Here is a 264-nt window from a genome sequence, read left to right as displayed (position 1 = left end):
CCACAAGGGGTTAGTGACATGGAAGAATGGACAGTCGAAGTACATCATAGCAAAACAAAGAAAAATAAGCCGAAAACAGATCAATTAGAGTTTGGAAGACTCTTCACAGATCACATGTTTATCATGGATTATTCAGAACCAGTTGGTTGGCATGATCCACGTATTGTGCCATATGAGCCATTAACAATTGATCCTTCAGCAATGACCTTTCATTATGGGCAATCTGTATTTGAAGGCTTAAAAGCCTACTACACGCCAGAGGGA

1 pseudogene is annotated in these 264 nt (G+C 40.2%); it reads left to right on the top strand.

From position 1 onward, the window contains the following. Positions 1–18: 18 nt before the first annotated feature. Positions 19–264 (top strand): annotated as a pseudogene (locus RG959_RS24350) (branched-chain amino acid aminotransferase); the annotation flags it as partial.

The organism is Domibacillus sp. 8LH (assembly GCF_038806185.1).
Lineage (GTDB): Bacteria > Bacillota > Bacilli > Bacillales > Domibacillaceae > Domibacillus > Domibacillus indicus_A.
The sequence above is the reverse complement of the archived record's forward strand: the minus strand, read 5'-3'. Positions and strand labels throughout refer to the sequence as shown.